This window comes from Myceligenerans halotolerans (assembly GCF_054782975.1).
Map to the genome: position 1 here is coordinate 35395 of NZ_BAAGRL010000063.1, position 18126 is coordinate 53520.

At 69.5% G+C, this 18126-nt stretch carries 17 protein-coding genes; 10 read left to right on the forward strand and 7 right to left on the reverse strand.

The features are described 5' to 3' along the window. Positions 1-4: 4 nt before the first annotated feature. The 6 genes from ACYVK5_RS25395 to ACYVK5_RS25420 all read right to left on the reverse strand — a co-directional run bounded on the left by ACYVK5_RS25395 (position 5) and on the right by ACYVK5_RS25420 (position 7416). On the reverse strand, positions 5-1372 hold the full coding sequence (locus ACYVK5_RS25395; RefSeq protein ID WP_460708988.1) for a hypothetical protein: 1368 nt from the start codon (positions 1370-1372) through the stop codon (positions 5-7). Continuing rightward, positions 1369-3777, reverse strand: coding sequence for a type IV secretory system conjugative DNA transfer family protein (locus ACYVK5_RS25400; protein WP_460708990.1), 2409 nt, complete (start codon positions 3775-3777; stop codon positions 1369-1371). Before ACYVK5_RS25400 ends, ACYVK5_RS25395 begins: the two co-directional genes overlap by 4 nt. A 705-nt stretch (positions 3778-4482) precedes the next feature. Next, a complete protein-coding gene (locus ACYVK5_RS25405) occupies positions 4483-4818 on the reverse strand; it encodes a hypothetical protein (RefSeq protein ID WP_460708992.1) in 336 nt (111 codons plus the stop codon). Position 4819: 1 nt separating this feature from the next. Continuing rightward, on the reverse strand, positions 4820-5224 hold the full coding sequence (locus ACYVK5_RS25410; RefSeq protein ID WP_460708994.1) for a hypothetical protein: 405 nt from the start codon (positions 5222-5224) through the stop codon (positions 4820-4822). Between the two features lie 16 nt (positions 5225-5240). Then, the gene (locus tag ACYVK5_RS25415) at positions 5241-6134 is read right to left on the reverse strand and encodes a hypothetical protein (RefSeq protein ID WP_460708995.1); all 894 of its coding nucleotides are present in this window, start codon (positions 6132-6134) and stop codon (positions 5241-5243) included. Between the two features lie 472 nt (positions 6135-6606). Continuing rightward, positions 6607-7416 carry a hypothetical protein gene (locus ACYVK5_RS25420; protein ID WP_460708997.1) on the reverse strand — a complete coding sequence of 270 codons (810 nt, stop codon included), beginning with the start codon at positions 7414-7416 and terminating at the stop codon, positions 6607-6609. 325 nt (positions 7417-7741) lie between these two features. Here ACYVK5_RS25420 and ACYVK5_RS25425 point away from each other — a divergent pair, with 325 nt between their 5' ends. The 3 genes from ACYVK5_RS25425 (at position 7742) to ACYVK5_RS25435 (ending at position 12323) form a co-directional block, all read left to right on the forward strand. After that, positions 7742-8530, forward strand: coding sequence for a hypothetical protein (locus ACYVK5_RS25425; RefSeq protein ID WP_460708999.1), 789 nt, complete (start codon positions 7742-7744; stop codon positions 8528-8530). A 558-nt stretch (positions 8531-9088) separates the two neighbouring features. After that, on the forward strand, positions 9089-11710 hold the full coding sequence (locus tag ACYVK5_RS25430) for a DUF3854 domain-containing protein (RefSeq protein WP_460709001.1): 2622 nt from the start codon (positions 9089-9091) through the stop codon (positions 11708-11710). 88 nt (positions 11711-11798) lie between these two features. Further along, positions 11799-12323: a hypothetical protein gene (locus ACYVK5_RS25435; protein WP_460709003.1), complete on the forward strand. Its 525-nt coding sequence runs from the start codon at positions 11799-11801 to the stop codon at positions 12321-12323. Here ACYVK5_RS25435 and ACYVK5_RS25440 read toward each other — a convergent pair. After that, a complete protein-coding gene (locus ACYVK5_RS25440) occupies positions 12315-13130 on the reverse strand; it encodes a hypothetical protein (protein WP_460709005.1) in 816 nt (271 codons plus the stop codon). The two genes, ACYVK5_RS25435 and ACYVK5_RS25440, sit on opposite strands and share 9 nt — an antisense overlap. Positions 13131-13594: 464 nt before the next feature. Here ACYVK5_RS25440 and ACYVK5_RS25445 point away from each other — a divergent pair, with 464 nt between their 5' ends. The 7 genes from ACYVK5_RS25445 (at position 13595) to ACYVK5_RS25475 (ending at position 18094) form a co-directional block, all read left to right on the forward strand. Then, entirely contained in the window at positions 13595-14038 is a 444-nt protein-coding gene (locus ACYVK5_RS25445) for a hypothetical protein (RefSeq protein WP_460709007.1), read from the forward strand. Positions 14039-14062: 24 nt separating this feature from the next. Further along, complete coding sequence (locus ACYVK5_RS25450; protein WP_460709009.1) at positions 14063-14845, forward strand: hypothetical protein; 783 nt, start codon at positions 14063-14065, stop codon at positions 14843-14845. A gap of 35 nt (positions 14846-14880) precedes the next feature. Next, positions 14881-15030 (forward strand): hypothetical protein, encoded by a 150-nt coding sequence (locus tag ACYVK5_RS25455; protein ID WP_460709011.1) that lies wholly within the window; start codon positions 14881-14883, stop codon positions 15028-15030. A gap of 236 nt (positions 15031-15266) precedes the next feature. Beyond that, positions 15267-15683 (forward strand): M15 family metallopeptidase, encoded by a 417-nt coding sequence (locus tag ACYVK5_RS25460; protein WP_460709013.1) that lies wholly within the window; start codon positions 15267-15269, stop codon positions 15681-15683. Positions 15684-15723: 40 nt separating this feature from the next. Further along, on the forward strand, positions 15724-16068 hold the full coding sequence (locus ACYVK5_RS25465) for a hypothetical protein (protein ID WP_460709015.1): 345 nt from the start codon (positions 15724-15726) through the stop codon (positions 16066-16068). Positions 16069-16145: 77 nt separating this feature from the next. After that, positions 16146-17627 (forward strand): RecB family exonuclease, encoded by a 1482-nt coding sequence (locus ACYVK5_RS25470; protein WP_460709017.1) that lies wholly within the window; start codon positions 16146-16148, stop codon positions 17625-17627. Between the two features lie 17 nt (positions 17628-17644). After that, on the forward strand, positions 17645-18094 hold the full coding sequence (locus tag ACYVK5_RS25475; protein ID WP_460709019.1) for a hypothetical protein: 450 nt from the start codon (positions 17645-17647) through the stop codon (positions 18092-18094). The last annotated feature ends 32 nt before the right edge of the window (positions 18095-18126 follow it).

Consider the following 18126-nt stretch of genomic DNA (forward strand, 5'->3'; position numbering starts at 1 on the left):
CCGGTCAGGCGGCCTCCCGCACCGGGCGGGACCTGTCGCCGGCGATGCTGCGGGAGCCTGGTGCGAGCATGGCCAGGCGATGCGAGGCCAGGTCCGGCGCACTGTCCCAGTGACGCAGCCAACGGGGCGTGCCACCCAACAGGGAGGCGTTGTCGATAACGGCGGTCATCGACGAGCGCTCGTGGGGCATGAACGGCACGGCGCCAGTATCGAGCAGCGGTACAGCTTCCCAGAGCCGTGACTCGCCGTCGCCCGCGGCCGAGGGCGGCCCGGTGGGGCGGGTCGCGAGGAGGCCGCGGACGCCGTCGGCGACTTCGCGCGCCCCTGGGAACCATTCCTGCCATCGCGCGACCGCGATTCGTGCTGCGACCCGGTCGGTCGCGGTACCAGGAAATCGGCGTGCCGCAGCTGCCACCTCGCGCAGGACAGCGTTGAGGACCGGCTGGCTTCGGCCACCACGGACCACGTCACCCTCCGGTTGCGGCGGCGGGCACACGACGAACAGCACCACGAGCCCCGAGGCCGCGAGCGGATTCCGTGAGAGCGTGCGTGCCCAGCGTTCGACTTTGCGACGCAGGTTCCGGTTCGCCGACGCGGTGATCTCCACGGCGATCCGCAACCCGTCGCGCCGCACGATGGTCAGGTCAGCCGACTGGGCGCGCGAGCGCGGCGTCGTGGCCCCGGGAGGAAGCTGCAGCAGAAGGTCCAGCGTCGAGAGCTTCTCCCCGAGGACGGTCCCGATGTCGCATAGTTCGGCGACGCGCAGGCCCAGCTCGGTGGCCAGGATGTTGTGCCGGTCGAACTGCCGGCGTGCGTCCCACGGGATCCCACCGGTGACCGACACCAACTCCTCGAACCTCAACCACGGGGCCACCTCGCGATCGAACACCGCCGATTGCGCGGGCCGTACGAGCCTTCGTCGAGGGTCGTCCTGCCCCTGTGGCAACGGCGTACCGAACGCGCCGACGTCGAGCACGCCGGCACTGAACCCGGTTCGAAGCCACGGGTTCGCTCTCGAGGCGAGCGACGTGAACCGGGTCATCGCGGCGAGCTGCTCAGTGGTCATCGTGCGCCACTGGTCCACGGCGCCCAGCCCGGCGAGCACCATCGCACGCCGTGCGGCGGCGCGTGCCCTCATGAAGGACAGCCCGTCGTCGCGCGTGCCGCGCAGGAACCACGGCAGGCGTGCCACACCCGCATCGGACTGCCGCCGGGCATCACCAGCCGAGACCCACACCCCCGTCGACCCGCCAGGCCACACCCCGTCCCAGAACGGGTCGAGCCGCTCAGTCAACGCGAACCCAGCAGCCGGACCCTCCGCACGGCGCGACGACGGCGTCAGGAGCACTCGATCGGCCTCGGGCGCGCTCAAGCTGCCTCCCCCGGCGGTCGGCCTTGCCGCTCGGCGAACGCCGCGCGATCCGCCTCCAGATGCGCGACCCGCATCGTGAACGCGGGCTGCCGCTGCCGGTTCACGGTGGATCGCACGATGGCGGTGAACGGGCTGAGGTTCACGACGTCGGAGGCCGACCAGGCGGTCCCGTCCGCGGCGAAGTCAGCGGCGAGCTCGGCCGCGACCCGCACGCTGTCCTGGGCGAAGGCGATGATCGTCGAGAAGCCGGTCATCGCCGTACGTACGCGCTCGGGAAGCTGCTCGGCGTACTGCGTCGCGAACGTGGGCCGGACGCCGTAGGAGCGGCCCTGGTCGCGCATCCAGGTCACCACCTCCGCGGAGGACCCCGTCAGCAGGCTCAGCTCATCGGCGAAGACCGACACCGACCGTCCGGTCGCCTGCCAGCCGGAGCAGCAGCGCCGGATCGCGTCGCGCAGGGTGAACATCAGCAGCGCAGACATCTGCTTCGACAGGCGCTCGTCGAGCATGTGTCCAGAGGCGGACGTGCCGGTGTTCACCACTACGGCCCGGTGTTCCTCCAGGATCTCCTGCCAGGCCACCTTCCCACGCGCCGGGGACCACCAGGACTCCAGCGCCAGGAGCTGGGCCACCTTGCTCGACGGCGCGTCGAAGAGCGAACGCCGGAAGGCTTCGGAGCGCTCCTGATACAGCGGCGCGAGCGCAGCACGCGCCAGCGACAGCGCGTCGTCGGGCGTGCCGAGCGACTCCAGCCGCACTGCCTCGGACATGATCGCGCCCGCCACGCTCACGCCCGCCTCGTCACCGAGCCCGCCCAACAGCGCGTAGGCGTACTTCAAGGGTGATGCCTCCTCGGGGAGCTCGGGGACGAGCCGGGCGATGGCCGGGGTTACGGCCAGGGCCGCGGTGAACACCTGGGTCAGCGTCGCGAACGACCGGTCCTGGATGGCGCCGGGTTCGAAGGCGTAGACCATCGCGTTGACGAAGAACGATGCGCGGTCCGCGACGCTGCCCGGCACCGCGAAGAGGTCGATCGCGAGCGTCGCCGGGTCAGCGACGTCCACCAGATCGGCATGGTCACCCAGCGCCTGGGCCCACCAGAGATACTCGGCGGCGCCCTCGCCCTTGGACTCGAACGCGACAAGCGTGTTGGCGCGACCGGGGTGCCCGGGGCGTCCGGAGGGCGCCACCCGTTCCAGGCAGCTCCACCCGAACAGCGATCGGCCCAGCTGCGACTTGCCCGACCCCGGCTGGCCCACCAGGAAGATCCCGGCGAAGGCGTCCGCCGCCGACAGATAGACCGGTTCCGCGTCGGCTCCCTCGCCCACCATCGGCCCGATCGGGTCGCGCACAGCTGGTGGCGTCGGGCGCGCCTGGGTCGAGGACGTCCCTGACAGTGCGCCGGCCCCGGGTGCGACGATGCCTGCCACGACCGACGGGCTTGCCAGGAAGGCGGAGGCCGCGAGCGGGTAATCGCCCTCGTGCTGCACGGTCTCACCGTTCTCGAGCCGTCGCAGCCGTGGACGACCGGGTGGGAGCCGGCGGCGCAGTGGCGGGCGGAAGCGCCCGGTCGACGCATCGAGGCGCAGGCGACTGTTCGCGGTCTTGGCGCGGCCGGTCGACATGAGCCATCCGACGACGACCCCGGCCGCCCCGGCCAGGCCGGCGACGGACGACCACCACCCTGCTACACCGCACATGAAGTACGCCAGGAAGGCCAGTCCCCACCCCGTCAGACCGGCCGCGTACCAGCTGGAGACTTCCAGCACGTGCCGCGGCACGCGGGCCGCCGAAGGGACGTCGAAGCCGGGCATCGCGGCGGCGACCTGAGCCAGCAGCGCCGCGAGAGCGCGACGATCCTCCGCGCCCGCGCGAACGGCCACTACGACCGCACTGGACGAGACCGAATGATGGACCGGATTCGCAGTCGACAGGCGCGCAGACAGCCACCGCTTGTGGCGGCGCTTCTCCGCGGCCGACGCCTTGCGAACCGAGACGGCCACCCATTGCCCGGGCGCGAGCGCCACAGCCAGCCGGCGTGCCGATTCGGCCGGGTCGGCACCGGCCTGCGACTCCCGCCCGGCCGCCGCGCCGGGGGAATGTCGCAGCCATCCCACCGCGCGGGCGGAACTCAGGTCCGGTAGGGCCGAGGCCTCCACGGCCCGCGCATTCGTCGCCTGCGCGAGGTGCAGTGCCGCCGCAGACGCTGAGGCGCCGTCGGGCGCGAGAAGATAGCCGGCAAGATCGGTGTCGGTGCGGTGCACCAAGAGCGTGACCGTGCCGAGCGGACCGGCCGCCGACGCGAACGACGAGGCCCGCGCGACGAACGCCTGCGGGTTCAACGGCTCCGCCGAGGCGCGCGCCATGCGCCAGATGCGCGGCGGGGCATCGCGACGACGAGTCATGCCCCGGAACATGCGCGCCGCCACGCCGACTCCGACCGGATCTCGCGACTACACGGTTCACCAGCCAGGGGCGATTTCCCCCAGAGCAGGCACCTGTAGCGCACCGACCCGTCCCCATCGTTCTGGACGCACAGCGCGACGCGGGACCCCCGGATCGACGCACTGGAGGAATACGCCAGGTAGAAGCCAGCCGTGCTGCACCCCGGCAGGCCCGCACCGATTCCGCGTGGAGGCGGAGCAGCCGTGCCCACGGCCGGGGGCGACCGGAGCCGCGGGGAGGGGGTTCCACGGCACGTCGACGGCGCCAGCAGAGGGACAGGCGACGAGAAGTCAGCGACCACCCACCTATCCGACGCACCTCTCCGTACGGACAGGTGAGGTGCGAACGAGATGCCCGACGCGACGATCGACGCGGAGGGGACCGAGCCTCACTGGCAGGTGAGGAACCTCGACGTGTCGGCCGGCCCGGCACCGATCCTTCTGGCAGGGTCATCCGCCCCGAGACGTCCGCCGCTGGGACGGATGCGAGGCCGGCGGGCATGAACGCTGCACGGCACCACGCCTGATGCGCACGGGCGCATGGGCGTGCGAGGTGAGCGGCGCGATCCGTGGCGGACCGCGCTGAGACCCGTGGTCACCCCCGGGCACGCCGCGCGGGTGACACCTGGCGGTCCTGCTTCGTCCGATGGCAGGGCAGATCGCGCGTCAGGCCGCGTCGGGCCAGGCGTCTGGGGCATCGGCGCGATCGCGCGCGAGCCACTGCCGCTCGAAATCGGCGACGGTGAGGCGGGGCGTGTGCCGCCAGAAGTCCAGGAGCTCTTCGGAGGCGTATGCCTCGCTGAACCGCGGCCCGCGCACGAACAGATCCCACACTGTGATACCAGCCGCGCGCCCGCGCGCGTTCAGGAGAGCATCCCGGCACGCCTCGGCGGCTGCCTCGATGTGTGCTTCGAGATAGCTCTCGTATTCGGCGCGCATCTGAGTCCATTCGGCCGCGGCACGCGTGAAGATCGCCGAGCCGCGCGAACGTGGCCGGACCATGTCAGCCCGCATCGGGAGGGTCGGGCTGGTCAGATCCGTCGTGTGCGATCGCCAGGAGCGACTCGACATCAGTGACATCGGCGCGCACGGCGGCAAGGAGCCTGTCACGCACGGCGGCCGCGGCCTCCAAGTCGTCCGGATGGAGCACGACACCTGCTGCGTGTGCGTACACCGCGAACTCCTCGGTGAGTCGCGAACGGGACTCGTCGTCGGGCGTCAGGCCTTGCCGGAGCCTGGCTTGAACGAGCTGAACGATGATCGCCGCTTCGGGCGTCCCGGAAGGATGGGCCGGTCGCAGGGGGGCCACCGGCGCGGGAGGATGCACCGACGGCATCGGCCGCGGGCGGCGGGAGCGATGAGCGCCGAGATCGACGACGTTGGTCTCGGCGTCTTCCGGTTCGTCCATGACGATGCCGTGGAGGTCAGGCGGCGGCCGCAGTGTCCGGGCCAGGACGACCGCGATACGTCTCGTCCGTGACCGCCAGTTCTTCGGCGAGGAACGCGCGGGCCACGCTGCGCAGCCGCATAATCACGCGCCGCACTCTCGTGGCAGGCAGACCCACCAGCGCGGCCACCTCGGTGCAGCTGCGCACGTCCTGCCAGTCGGGATCGTAGAGGCCGGCGATCCAGGCACGAGCGACCGTGCCGTGTTCCTCGTCGATGGCATCAGCCTGCTCGACCACGGCCCGGATCGTGGCCTGCGCCTCATGCGAGGCCAGGGTGTCGTCACCGGGCGCATCAGCCGGCCTGTCGAGGTCGTCGAGCTCGAAACTCGCGATGTCGGTCTGTAGGTCCTCGACGCTGACGAGCATGCCTTGGCGTTGCGGATTCTTGCGCGTCGCGGCCATGCGGTCGTTGGTGGCCTGAACGATCTCGGGGTTCGTCGGTTCGCGGTGCAGGCTTGCCCTGAGCCGCTCGCGGGTACGTTCCGCCTCGCGCAGCCGACGCGCGAGGCCCACGGCACCGGTCGGCCTGCCCGAGGCGCCGCCGTCGGCATGGGATCTCACCTTGGGTCGGCATCGCAAGTACAGCACGCCGTCGAACGAACGATGGATCTGATCGATCGTGGTCGGATCGGCGATGATCTCGGCCAGCCACTCGGAGCACTCGGCGGCGACGATGCCCACTACATCGTCGAGATCACTGGCGAGCCGGAGCTTGTTGGAACGGACCAGGTAGCGCGCGATGGACCGGATGGCGGGCATCTTGGAGCGCATGAAGTCGTCGGCCAGGCGGCCGCGGTCGTGCTCGTCGGCGGCAGCGATCTCAAGCAGGATGGGTCGTTCAGGGATGGGGGAGGACGGCGTAGCTTCCATGGCAGTTACTCCCTCGGAAGGCGTGCCCGCTGGGGAACTGTTCAGATCGGGTCCTGGCGCGGTGTGTAGGGGAATCCGTGCCATGGTGGTCCTTGCTGTGGATCGCGGGTCGCGTCGAGCAGAGCGCGAATCCGTCGTCCCCGAGACCGGGAATCGATGAGCCACTGGACGGTGGGACGTTCGACCGTACTGCCGAGATGGTCGGACATCCGCGCGAGGATCTGGCGTGCCTGGGCGTTGCCGACCCCGGGTTGGGCAAGGAGCACCTGGCGGAGCGAAAGGCGCCGGAGCGGCTTCCCGCCAGGAGATGTTGCCTCATGGAACACATCCCACATCGACATCTCTCCGAGCGCAACTCGTAGCATACATGTGGCGCGAATCTGATCCGCGCGGCGCCTCGCGGGCAACGCCTCGGCCGGCGGCAGGAGACGCCCGCCAGACGGGCGGGGCAGGTACGACGGCGAGTCCGGCGTCATGCCGTGGCCTCGTTGCCTGTGGCAGTGGTCAAGGGGACTTGGTTGGCCATCGGGTCCGGCCCGGTCCACAGGGCCGAGGCGACGAGATCCGCCGACACCGGTGCGTAGGGATGCCGGCGCCGGTACGCGCTGGCGATCTGCTCCGCCGTGGCCCCGGGCATCGTCTGCGCCAGCAGGCGGATACGCCGACCGGCACGGGGGTCGTTGATCGCCTTGCGGACTTCCTCCTGCGCGCTGCGGTGGAGATCTTTGGCGACAAAGCGCAGCGGGTCCACCTTCCGGAACGCACCCGGTTGCAGGCAACGCTCCAGCAGCGGCCCGACCCGGCCCGGGTAGTCAGCCTCACCGAGCAGCATCCGGTCCACGACGCGCTGGGTGCCTTCCTCATCGAGCACACGCCCCACAGGCCGGGCAAGCTCGTACCGCACGGACGCCGCGGCCCTGACCACTTCTCGGTGCACGAACGGTTCGAGGTCCAGGAGTAGCTGCCAGTAGGCGGCCGTGCCATCAGCGGTCAGCTCCCCGAGCTGTGCGGCCAGTCCCCGGCGGGTGAGCCGCGGTGTGACCGCGACGTGCTCGACGACGCCCCCGGGTGGGCTGCCGGACGCGGCGGGGAAGCGGACACTGCCGTCATCGGTCCATCCCATGCCGGCCAGCGACCAGTGTGCTTCCACCTCGTCCTCGATGACCATGACCGGGCCGGGCTCCCAGGACAGCCGCACGGGCAGGAGCGCTTCGGAGTCGTCACGGCGACGTGCCTTGCGTCCGACGTCGATACGTGGAGGCAGCCAGCGCCACATCGGCAAGACGACCAGATGGCCAGTCGCAGGAAGTTCCGACGACAGGCGGGAGGCACATCGTCCGGCGTGAACACGGGCGAGCGCATCGCAGAACACGTCCAGCCACTCATGTCGCCCTCCAGCACCCACGCCGGCGGCCTCAGCACCACCCGACCCCTGACGATGCCGACTTGTGCCGCCGTGTCCCCGTGCAACCATGGCGGGTCGATGTGCGGCACAAGCCACGGCGCGGAGTTCACCCGGGCCGATGCGCTTCCCGGACGGCGCCGTCCGGGAAAAGCCGGACAATGAGAACTGGCGGCAGGTGCCGCCCGCGGTAGGAAGGTGACACATGACAGACCGTGACGCGGCGCGAGGAGGCCCGCCCGATGATCCGGCCGCCGGGTTCCGTGACGGCGTCGCCCGATGGGCAGTCCAGCAGTGCGAGCCGCTGATCTCCGGTGCAGCGCGGATCTCGGCCGAGGCGAAGCTCGTCGAGCTCACGCAGGAAGCGCCCCGACGGACCACGGTGTGGTTCGCAGGAGTGCTGGCCGACCAGGTCCAGACACTGCCACCGGACGACCCATGGCAAAACCTCTCCGCCCGTTTCGGTGATCTGACCTGCGGAACCGCGCCCCCCGCGACCGACGGCGCCGTCAGCGCCGCGGGCGCCTTCGGGACGATCGCCGACGGCGCGGACCTGGTGCCTTCGACCTTCCCCTCACCGATGACAGACGTCGGCCTTGCAGCCCTGACCGATCCCCTGTGCCCATGCGCCGCTGCGGTCCTGGCCTTCGCCGGCAACGGCTGGAGCGAAACCAGCCAGGCCCTGACCGCCGTTCACGCGCAATTCGCAGACACCGACGGCGCGGCCGCCGCCGCGGCATGTCTCGTCGCGACCGGCGGGGACGCGCTGCGATGGGCGCTGTGGCGCCGAAGGGTGTACGGCGAGCCGGGCGACGACTGGTTCCTGGCGAGCGCCTTCTCCTGGACCTGGCGGGCCGAACGACTCGCGACCGGCGACCCGCTGCCCCCCGACGAGGTCGCCGACATCACCACCGCGCTGGAGGACGAGACAATCACGGTCACCTACGCGGAACTGCGGGCAGCGGCGAACATGACGCCGGACGAGCCGATCTGACCCGGTTTCAGGCGGTACGCCCGACACGGCGCCCGGCGAAACGGGCACAGCCGAACAAAGCAGGGCGCCATGACGACCGGAGAACGCCCGTGCGAATGGGCCGACCGATTCCCCGCAACACAGTCCCACAGGCGCAGGGCAGACCAAACCTGCTGGTCATCACCCCCGGCACGCGGACGCGGACCTGTAGGACCGGCCGCGAGCACCGCGGCCACCAACCTGCCGCACGCACTCTCCCGGACGCCCTTGACACTCTGAGTCGCTCCCGCGTGGGGAACCCTGAAATCGCACTCTCACACTCCTACACGTCCTTTTCGCGAACCGTTCCCGCGTGAGAATGACGCCCTGTCCAGGGCAGATGCAGCGATGCGACGGTCGCCGAGCCGTAGGAGCAAGCGTGGGAGTAGCCGTCCGACACCAGCCCGACATCACATCGTCCCCCCCACGGCCGTCGTCCGCCGAGGCGCTGGCCGTCCTCGCAGCCGCCGTCGTACGACTTCCGTCCTGCCGCACATCGGGCAGGCGCCCCCCAGCCCCGGCAGGAGGAGGACCGCTGCCATGTCGTCGACCAGCCGCACGCTGACGCCGAACCACGCGGACAGGCTGGCGGAGTCGGCGATCGACGAGGCGACGGCGCGTGCGTGGGGGATCTTCTCCGCGGTGGTGCCGGGGGATCTGCCGGCGGACCTGGCGAAGTACTCGTGGGCGACCGGGATCGTGTTCCCGCTGCGGCGTCCCGACGGGTCGGTGGTCCATCAGGTCCGTCTCGACCAGCCCAAGCCCGACGGGCCGAAGTACCTCCAGCCCGAGGGCACTGGCGCTATCGTGAACGTCCCCGACGCGATGGCACATCGCGTCCAGACGGCGACGAAGAAGCTGATCGTGGAGGGCACCAAGCAGACGATCGCGGCGTCGATCAACGTTGCCGGCGACTGGGCCGTGATCGGTATCCAGGGATGCGCGAACTTCTCTCGGGACGGCGTCCCGCTCGAGGAGTGGAGCACACTGGTACGCCCCGGCGACGAGGTCGCGATCTGCTTCGACGCGGACTGGACCACCAACCACAACGTGTGGGACGCGGCCCGGCGACTCAAGGGCCATCTGGAGACGAACTGCCTGGCCGCCTCGGTGCGGATGGTGACCGTGTCCGGTGGCGGGAAGCTCGGGCTCGACGACGCGCTACGGTCCCAGGCTGATCCGGCCCTGCGGCCGGCGGTGCTCGCGCAGATGATCGCGAAGGCCACCGACCGGCTGGGGCGGGAGCCGCGCCGCCGGACCGACAAGGTGGCGAAGCTGGCCTCCGCGGTCGAGGTGGACATGGCCGCCGGCCGGATCGTGCGGCGGGCGTCGCTGCCCGCGGGAGCTGCGCCGTCGGCCCGGACGCCGCCGGAGGAGGTGCTGCTCAACGCGGCCGCGCGGATCGTGGAGATCGAGTCGGTGGTCTCCGAGGACGACCGCACGACGTCGGACGCGCAACTCACGCTGGAGGTGGCCGTGCCGGTGGTGGGCCGACCGTTGCCGGTGGTGCACCGGGTCAAGGTGCCGTCTGCGGAGTTGTCCACGACCGGCACGTGGCTGGACCGGCTGCCGAACGGGATCGGCGTGAGTATCCCGCGCGACACGCGGCCCAACGACGAGGTGGCCAACGCGATCCGCGCGGCGGATGCGGAGCGGACGTTCGTGTCGGTGGTGCCGCGCATGGGCTGGTACCTCGACGTGGACTGTGACGAGCCGGTGTGGCGCTGGATGGACGGCGGCGGCGCGATCGGACCGGAGGGGAAGATCCGCACGCTGCGCGGGCGGCCGGGGGCGAAGGACTTCCAGGCGATCGACCTGCCCGACCCGGCCGAGTTGGACGACGACGTCGTGCGCGAGCGGGTGCGCGACTTCGTCATGGCGCGCGAGCTGTTCGTGCCCGGGCAGCGGTTCACGTGGGATGTGGCGATGGCCGGCTGGGCGCTGTCGTTCCTGGGGGTGACGCCGAACGCGGCGCTGGCGTACTTCGGGCCGAAGGCGTCCGGGAAGTCGACCGTCGCGCAGGCGATCGCCGCGACGCTGAATCCCGCGTGGGCGCCCGGGTCCGGGGTGGCGATGGCGACGTTCAACGCACGGCCGGCCGGGATGGACCTGCTGGCCAACGGAATGCAGCACGTGTTCGTCCACGTGGACGACCTCAAACCGGACGCCGACGCGCAGTCGATGAAGAACGCGCTCAAGGCGTTCGACGCCCTGCTGCGACGCGCCCATGGGTCAGGCGGCGCGGTGCGTGGGGGAGTGGACAAGGCGCACGACACGCTGATCGTGCGGGGCGTGGACTCGGCGGCGCCGTTCGTGCTGGTGACCGGGGAGGAGATCCCGACCGGCGGGGACTTCGCCGAGTCCGGGCTGGACCGGGCGCTGATCATCCCGGTGGTGCCGAACAGCCTGTTCGGGGAGGACCGGACAGGGCTGGACGCCCTGACCCGGCGGGCGAAATCCGGGCGGTTCCTGCCGGTGACGTCGGCGTTCGTGCGATGGATCGCCGAGGGGATCGACGACATGGACGTGGACGATCCCGCGGGCCGGTTCGAGGCGTGGAAGGAGCAGGTCGAGTCCGACCGGGCCACGGCGAACCGGACGACGACGGACCAGGGGCACCTGGCCGCCGAGGACAACGTGTCCGATCGGGCCAGGCAACTCGCCGCGTCGCTCACGGTCGGGATCAACTATCTGATGTTCTTCGCCAAGGACGTCGGGGCCGTGTCCGACGACGAAGCCGCCGGACTGCTCGCGGAGTTCGGGACGGCACTCATGGCCTCGATCCGGACCCACACGGCGGAGGTCATGGGCGGGAACGCGACCCCGTACCAGCGGGCCATGTCGATGCTGCGGGCGGCCGTCGCGGCGCGGGAGGTGAGCCTCGACCCGGACGAGACGCCGAACCGGCCACTGATCGGGCAACTCGACAAGGAACTGTCCGACGGGACCAGCGTGATCGCGATCAACCACGCGGCGGCCGCGAACGCACTGCGCTACCCCGGAGGTCCCAGAGCCCTGGTCCAGGCACTCTCGGTAAAGGCGATCCGGCATCGCGGACTGCCGACCCGCACGCTGCGGCTGCACGGGACGCCGGTACAGGTGGTGTGCCTGCCGGCGGAAGAATGGGAGGGAACCGCGATTGAGGAAGCGATCCAGGCCTGAGGCTACGATCACCTCCCACGATCCGAAATGGCGCAGCTTGTAGGGGGCGCCTTGGTCAAACGCCCCTCGCTGCGGCACGCTCTGGAGCGTGAACCCGAACCCTCTGGACCTTGGGGCGGCGAACTGGATCGCGCTCGGAGCGGTGCTCGTAGCGCTGGTAGCCCAAGGAGTCAGTGCCTGGAACACCTCCCGGGCACTCGCGGCACAGCGTGAAGCCCTCGCAACGCAGCGGCAGATGGCTGCCGACGATCGGATTTGGGAGAAACGTGCCGAGGCCTACGAACGTCTTCTCACATGGGCCAATCGTAATCTGCGATCGGTGAAGGAGACCGTCGACGATTCGAGTAGCGGTGTCGAAATGCTAGACCGCTTAAGAAATGAATACGATGCGCGCCAGGAAATGCCAATCGAAATCGAGGTGCCGGTCTTGGCTTACGGGTCGTCGCAAGTCAGGGAGCTTCTCTACGGGATGAGGGATGTGCATGGCATTCGGGCCAGGTCGCTCAACGATCTGGACGCTGATGGCATGACCACGGCAGGGAGCGCCGAGTTGACAATTTATGCCGTGTTGGTCGCGAAAATATCTGAAGAGCTCCGAGAGGGGCTACGTTAGAACGTTCGAGTCCTCCTTGTCTTGGAGCGGCATGGATTCCTCATTTCCTTGAGGTTCCTCAACACCCCCTTGGTTTACTCCATGGCTGGGTGAGTACTTCAAGGGATGTTTGATCATGAGCATGGTTGTCATGCCGAACCACGCGGCGAGGGTGGCTGTGAATCCGCCGTGTGCGACCAACCCCGGCCATTCCGTGTCAAGGTCACGTCCGGGGATTCCCAATAGCATACTGTCCTGTGCTCCGATAATTCCGCCCAGAAATGTTGCCGCGACGGAGATCGAGATGGCGTATAGCAATATCGGCGTGAAATATGAGTCCGCAGCGTGGGAGAGGTCGAATGGGCTGATGTGCACAGAGGCCCTGGTTTGTTTGTCGATCAGGTAGTCACATTGGATTCTTCGACGGACCAGCACAGCTCCGGCGGCGACCTTGAGACTCATTGTCATCATTATGGCGAGAGTGAGCGTGATGATGCCGAGCCCAAACACCCTGATATCAAGAGGTCCGGATGTCCCAGGAAGAGTCACGTAGCCGCTGTATCCCGCGAATAATGCGATCGGGAGTGGCAGGAGGAACCATCCAGATGAAACACAGAGTCGTCCCACTACGATCGCGTCTGCCTCGATTGTGATGCGCTCTAGATCACTCCTTCGATGTTTGCTTGTCTCGGCGGTAGCCATCTCTCGGGCAATCGCCGATCTGTGCCGATACCTGGCTCGCGCCGTAATCTGACTGATTCCCGCAGCGACGGCTGCAATGGATGCGACAGCGGAAACTATGGCGGTCACGGCACCGAACGGATCCATGCAGGTCAGGCTACCGCCATGTGAGAGGTTGATGCCTTTATGCCAGTTTCGCCAGGCTGCAGCCAGCTCGCGGCTCAAGAGAATGACCTTTCGAGGTCCGAGGGTGCGAAGGGGCTTGCACGTCTCTGGGTCCAGCAGTGCCCGTGGGGGAGTTGGAGCTCCGCATACGCGTGCAACCGTCGCTGTGAATGCAGTCGGCCGCACTTCACCCGCTTGTGGACGGGGGCGCCATGGACCAGCAACAGATTCCTGACGGGATCTTCGGGATACCGGACCGAGCCCGGCGGCCCGGTCGAGGGTGTGACGGCCCTGTGGCAGATGGGAGCGCAGGGCCGGGTGCCGAGGTGCGCCAAGTGACGCGAGGGCTTCGTAAGCCTGTCGTGTCGCAGCGTCAGCGGCCGGGACCTCGGCGCATTCCCTACACGACGGAGACCGGGCATGTCTTCGCAGGAAAGGTTGTAGGCGTGACCTGGTCAACCTGGGGATTCTGGACCGCCAGCCGTCCCGTATCCGACGGTGTCGAGCTGCCCTCGGGCGTGAGTTGGTTCCCGGAGCTCCCGGCCGAGCTGGTGCCGGTTGCGGCCGTCGGCGGACAGCGGGATGGCCGTGGCTGCGCGTGGGTGCTCGTCGTCGGTGCCGATGAACGACCGATCGCGATCTCCCGGGGCAGCGACTCCAATCCGCCTGATCTCACGCGGCAGATCGTGGCCACGCTGACCGCAGCCGCCGGCATCGGCCACACACCGGAACGACACTTCCGTGCGAGTCTGAGCGATGTCGTCTACGCCGACCTCGCCGAGCGTCTCGACTGGTCGCGCGAGTGGTGCCTGGATGTTGACGAGATCCCATCGCGGGTCGTACGGATCCTGGGGCTGCGCGCGGTGGGGGACGAGTTGTTGATCGCGTAACCCGCACCCGCACTTCATCGGCGCATGAGCGCTCAGCCGCGCTGTGCCGCCGGTGCGCCGGACGGCGGCCAGTTCGCCGTCGTGCCGCGGTCCGAGTCCGGCACGTCGCTGACGTCGTCAGACGACAGCGTGCTGATCGCGCGTCTTGCGAGCGCAGGGATTCCCGCGCACGGGCACGGGTCGATGCCGGTCACCTACCACCGACCGCGGCACGTTCCCGACGGTGAGTTTCGTCTGGATGATCGCCCGGATCGGTCGATGCTGATCGGCCGGAGCCTCGGCTCGGACAAGCCGTCGGGAGCCCTGTGGTCCGCGCCTGGCCGCCGCGTCGGAGGAGAAGCATGGTCAGCGTGGTCCGACTGGGTTGCGGGCGACGGCTACGGCGAGATGGCCACGCAGTTGGTTCCCCTCATGCTCAAGCCGGGCGGCGTCGTCGTACGCATCGACACAGCCGACGACGCGCAGCGCCTCGCCGAGCAGTATCCGGCACCGCCTGACGAGTACGGCCGGTTCGGCTGGGCAGCGATGCGGGACGACGGCGTCGACGGGGTCTGGCTGACGACGCGCGGTGTCGCCGCCGTCGACGGGGTTCACAACGACTCCGACTCGGGTGAGGACCGGGCGATCTCCTCCTTCTACGCGTGGGACGCGTCCTCGGTGGCGTGGCTCAGCACCAGGCACCTCACCGCGGGGGAACTCGTGCCGGTGGGCGCCTACCGATTCGAGATGGGTCAGTACGGGCGCCAGCGCGCCGTCAAGGAGAACGGGTACGGCGAGTACGACGAGGGCATGAGGCCGGTGATCTGACGCCGCGTGTGGGGGCTTCCGCACATCCGAGGTGCATGGAGTTCGACGATCCGCGGAACGAGATACCCCCTCTCATCGCGTCAGCCGTTGGTGACGCCGACGCCGCGGCGCTCGGCCTGACCGGTGACCTGCGCGAGCGCGTGGCCGTGACGCCGGACGGCGAGCTCGCGCCGGAGGAGTCGTGAGGACCCGCAGCGCGTGTGCGGCGGCGGTTGTCTCGGCGGTGGTCGCGCTCTTGCCGACAGCGGCAGTGGCTGCTCCTTTCAGCATGCGGTCGATCGAGGCCCGGCTTCCGGACGACGACCTTGCTGCCCCGGGACGCGACGTCGTCCGAGTTCCGGAGTCCGTGCGACTCGATGTCGAAAGCGCCGTCGTCCACGTCAATCCGGCGCCCGAGCCCGCACGTCCGAGGAAGGGAAGCATGCCGATGTCCAAGCCGGCAGAGGCCCCGCCGCGGCCAAGAACTGTGACGACGTATCCGAACGGCCGGATTCCCGCTGAGCTGCTCTGCCCGATCCCTTGGTCGCCGGGCGATCGGCTGCGCTGCGACGCGGCCGCCGCGCTGAACGCTGCCGCCGAGGCGGGCATGCCAACCGTCCACCTCACCGATTCCTACCGCTCGCTGGCCGAGCAGTACGCCGTGGCCGCCGAGCGGCCCGGGTTCGCGGCACCGCCTGGCACGTCGAACCACGGCCTCGGCATCGCGATCGACGTGCCCGAACCGGCGCGGTCGTGGCTCGCGGCGAACGGCGCTGCCTTCGGTTGGATCAACCCCGCGTGGGCTCTGCCGGGCGGGAGCGGGCCGTACGAGCCGTGGCACTTCGAGTACGTGGGATGAATCAGTGTGCCGGGCGACGGCCGCCGCACATCCGCCGACCATGCTGACCTACGACGTCTACCCGACGGACCACGCCCTGGACAGCCTCCAGACCTTTCGCGGGTCCCCGAAGGAGTTCCTCGACCGTGTGCACGGGCTCTGGAACTTCACGTACGGGACTCTGAAGCAGACGCCCGCCGAGGACTGGCAACGGCCGGTCGTCTCCGTGGAACTGGTTACTGGTGGCTGGTCGGGCAACGAGGCGGTGATCGCGGCGATCACGGACACGATGTTCCAGATCCTGTTCTGGCAGGCGTCCGCCCGGGGCGGCTGGCACGAGTACCGGATCCCGGATGAGATCTGGACCAGCACCCTCGACTTCGGTCTCCCGCGCCGTCCGGACTGACAGCGGCTGCTCGCGCCGCACATCTGCGCCGGAAGCCGCCGTCCGGCGGCCTTGCGGATCGAGGGGCAGGGGTTTCGATGACGCCCGAGGGTTCGACCGAGCTGCTGTTCCTCGGCGACCAGGTCGCCTGGCACGGCGACGACCTTGTCGTGTCCGACGACGAGCTCCTGGCCCGGCTCGACCGCCCGTACCTGTCGGCCAGCACCGCCAAGGCGATGCACTCGTGCCCCGCCCGGATGGTCGCCGACCGCGCTCTGCCGTCGTCGTTCGACCTGTTCAGCCCGACCGAGAAGGGCACGGCCGCCCACCTGGTCCTCGAGCGCCTCTACGCGCTGCGGCCGCAGCTGCGCGACCGCGTCCACGCCGCCGCGATCCTGACGGACATGGCTCGCCAGGAGCCGCCCGACGAGATGGCCGTCGACTACGCCCAGGCTCTGGGCGCCGACGCTGTGCGCTACACGCGCTGGATCGCGGCGATCACCCGCGCCTACGAGGGGGTGTTCACGATCGAGGACCCGGCCGGCGTCGTCGTCCACGCGACCGAGATGCTGCTCGACGGCGTGGAGATCGGCGGCATCCCGTTCAAGGGGATCATCGACCGCGTCGACGACGTCGACGGCGAGCTCGGGATCGTCGATTACAAGACCGGCCGTGACCGTTCGCGCCCCAACCCGCGGTTCGGCGACGATCACGGCGACCAGATCAAGCTGTACGCCGCCGCGGTGCGTGAACTGACCGGGAAGAAGCCGAAGCTCGGGTTCCTCTACTACATCGAGCACGGCAAGAAGCGCCGCGTCTCCCTCGCGGACCGCGCGATCACCAAGGCGGTGCGCGGGTTCCGCACGTCGTGGGAGGCGCTCCAAGAGTCGGTCGCGACCCGCGCGTTCGCCACGCACACGTCGCCTCTGTGCGGCTGGTGCCCGCTCGTGAACGCCTGCCCGGCAGCCCAGCGCGAGAACATGACCGACCGCAAGGGCGGTGCGCCGGCCGCCGTCGTGCTCGGCATCCCGACGATCGGCCCGCCAACGGCTAGTGCCGCACATCTGACCTCTGACAACGCACCCGACGCGGAGGACATCATGAGCACCACTCCCTGGCGTGAGGCCAAGCCGTATGACGGCGCCGAGATCGACGGGCACCTTTCCCTGAACTCCTACGCCGCCACGGCCGTGTTCGGCCTGACCACCCTCGCCGCGGAGCAGCTGCACGCGGCCGGGCAGAAGCTCGGCCCGGCGACGCTGCGGCTGACCACCGGCGTCCTGGCCAAGGTCGTGCTCGACGCGCAGGAGACCGTCACGCACGGCTCGCGCGACTGGCAGGAGGGCGTCAACACCCGCCTGCGCGGCGCGCTGCGCACGTCCCTGGACCTGATCCCCATGCCGTTCGGCGGTGACCACGAGGCATGGAGCGAGTGGGGTACACGCACCCGGAACTTCATCGTCGCTGTGGCGACGACTGCTATCGGCCTGTACGACGAGGGCCCTGCGCTCGACATCGACGCGCTCATCCTGGCCACCGGCGGCGGCGTGTCCGACGACGGTGGCCAGGCTGCGGCCTGACCTGGCGGAGGTTCACGATGACGATGTCGGACCAGATGCGTACTGCGATCATCCTGGCGGCCGCGCAGTCGGCCGGGCCGGTCGGCAATGACCAGGTTGCTTGGGCCGCCCGGGTGCGTGCTCAGGCGCTGACGATCACCGAGATGCTCTCGCCGTCCAGCACGGTTGCGCGAGCCCTGGACGGATTCTGGCGTGCGGGCAAGCCGTTCCCCGGGACGATCCTGGGCGGCCGGATCGAGCCGACCTCGACCCGATTGGTCGTGCAGTTCCGTAACCGCGACGGGCAGACCGAAGCGATCCGCACCGACCGCACCGACACGCCCGAGGGGCGTTCGATGGCAGAACTGGTGCGCACCCTCAAGGGCCATCGAGTCCTGATCTGGAAGGAGATGGAGGCCAGCGGCGAGGGCGCCAACGCGAAGCGATTTCGCGTTCTGCGGCACATCAAGGACCTGGGACCTGCCTGACGAGCGCGCTGAACCACGGCGCGCATGTTCCG

Coding starts and splice junctions, on each gene's coding strand:
- ACYVK5_RS25400 (WP_460708990.1), bottom strand. CDS start 3,777: ATGACTCGTCGTCGCGATGCCCCGCCGCGCATCTGGCGCATGGCGCGC.
- ACYVK5_RS25405 (WP_460708992.1), bottom strand. CDS start 4,818: ATGGTCCGGCCACGTTCGCGCGGCTCGGCGATCTTCACGCGTGCCGCG.
- ACYVK5_RS25410 (WP_460708994.1), bottom strand. CDS start 5,224: ATGGACGAACCGGAAGACGCCGAGACCAACGTCGTCGATCTCGGCGCT.
- ACYVK5_RS25415 (WP_460708995.1), bottom strand. CDS start 6,134: ATGGAAGCTACGCCGTCCTCCCCCATCCCTGAACGACCCATCCTGCTT.
- ACYVK5_RS25425 (WP_460708999.1), top strand. CDS start 7,742: ATGACAGACCGTGACGCGGCGCGAGGAGGCCCGCCCGATGATCCGGCC.
- ACYVK5_RS25430 (WP_460709001.1), top strand. CDS start 9,089: ATGTCGTCGACCAGCCGCACGCTGACGCCGAACCACGCGGACAGGCTG.
- ACYVK5_RS25440 (WP_460709005.1), bottom strand. CDS start 13,130: ATGGATCCGTTCGGTGCCGTGACCGCCATAGTTTCCGCTGTCGCATCC.
- ACYVK5_RS25450 (WP_460709009.1), top strand. CDS start 14,063: ATGAGCGCTCAGCCGCGCTGTGCCGCCGGTGCGCCGGACGGCGGCCAG.
- ACYVK5_RS25455 (WP_460709011.1), top strand. CDS start 14,881: ATGGAGTTCGACGATCCGCGGAACGAGATACCCCCTCTCATCGCGTCA.
- ACYVK5_RS25460 (WP_460709013.1), top strand. CDS start 15,267: ATGCCGATGTCCAAGCCGGCAGAGGCCCCGCCGCGGCCAAGAACTGTG.
- ACYVK5_RS25465 (WP_460709015.1), top strand. CDS start 15,724: ATGCTGACCTACGACGTCTACCCGACGGACCACGCCCTGGACAGCCTC.
- ACYVK5_RS25470 (WP_460709017.1), top strand. CDS start 16,146: ATGACGCCCGAGGGTTCGACCGAGCTGCTGTTCCTCGGCGACCAGGTC.
- ACYVK5_RS25475 (WP_460709019.1), top strand. CDS start 17,645: ATGACGATGTCGGACCAGATGCGTACTGCGATCATCCTGGCGGCCGCG.